The following is a 1167-nucleotide window of genomic DNA, read 5'->3' as shown; positions in this document are numbered from 1 at the left end:
GACCCCACAGCAGAAGGAGGATTTACAGCTGCGCTACCAGCAGGAGTTGATCGAGCTGCAAAACCAGCAGATGCGGCTGGCCAACATGCAGATGCTTCAGCAGCAGCAAGAGAAAATGGAAAACGAAAAACGCGCCCAAGCGTTCCGTGACTACATGAACGGTAAAACGAGCGTGCGGCCTAGCTACGATTGATTAACCAATAAATTCAAAAGGGAAGATGACCCATGTTTAAAAGAATGACTGCTTTTTCTTGCTTGGTCCTGTTTGCACTGGCGCTGTCGGGTTGCTTCGATAGCAAAGGGGATGGATTTGTTGGGCGATGGACTGGCGAAGACAAAACAAGAATGTTCAAGCCAAGCTTTGTCATGGATATCTCAAAAGACGGTGAAGTGTTTCACGTAAATCGTGAAACCACACAAGACCTTATGGGGAATGGGAAAAGAGAAAAAAGCATAAAGCTGTCAGAAGCCAAGGCCGAGTCGGATACGGTACTGAGTATGCGTGGTGGTCTTGTAACCATGCGTTTGGAAGGCGATGTCATCTATTTCGACAACATAACCTATACACGATCAAAATGACGGAGGCGGCATGGACGTAACCAAAATAGCCCAGACGTTGTTCGATTTCGTTGATGCCGCCCTGCAAAGCGCCTTGGTCACTGGGATGGCCAAGGTAATGCTGGGGCTTGGAGCGCTCTTCGGAACCATGTGGTTGATCCAATTCACGCTTCGCAACATGCAATGGCTGTACCGGGGCATGAACGTCGCCTTTGAAGATGTGGCCAAAGAAATCTTGAAAATGGCGTGTATTGCGGGTTGTGCGTTCAACCTGCAGTGGTACGTGCAAACGATAGTGCCCTTTATCACCGGCTTCCCCAACTGGATGGGGGGCATCTTGTCCGGCCAGGAGGGCACGCAAACCAACCAGATCGACAGTCTGATCGTTGTGTATGTTTCGAACCTGACCGCCCTGATAGGGGCTATGAAGTTCGATATCTTCGACGCCAGTTTTTCTGATATTTGGTTGGGCATTCAGGGGGTGGTGTTTTATGTGCTGGGCGGTATCCCGTTCTTGCTTGCCGCCGTCGCCACGCTCTTTGTACTGAAGGTTTTGTCAACGGCTATTGTGGCAGTGGGGCTTCTGTTCATCGCCTTTCTGCTGTTTGA

2 protein-coding genes and 1 pseudogene are annotated in these 1167 nt (G+C 50.1%); all 3 read left to right on the top strand.

Going from position 1 to position 1167, the window contains the following annotated elements; translation table 11 throughout:
* A pseudogene (locus KDX37_RS29220) lies at positions 1–193 on the top strand (P-type DNA transfer protein VirB5); the annotation flags it as partial.
* Positions 194–225: 32 nt separating this feature from the next.
* Positions 226–579: a hypothetical protein gene (locus KDX37_RS29215; protein ID WP_231656640.1), complete on the top strand. Its 354-nt coding sequence runs from the start codon at positions 226–228 to the stop codon at positions 577–579.
* Positions 580–589: 10 nt separating this feature from the next.
* Positions 590–1167 (top strand): type IV secretion system protein (locus KDX37_RS29210; RefSeq protein WP_231656639.1); only part of this gene is annotated, 578 nt, incomplete at its 3' end.

Origin of the sequence: Pseudomonas californiensis (assembly GCF_021147775.1) — a bacterium.
Lineage (GTDB): Bacteria > Pseudomonadota > Gammaproteobacteria > Pseudomonadales > Pseudomonadaceae > Aquipseudomonas > Aquipseudomonas californiensis.
The sequence above is the reverse complement of the archived record's forward strand: the minus strand, read 5'-3'. Positions and strand labels throughout refer to the sequence as shown.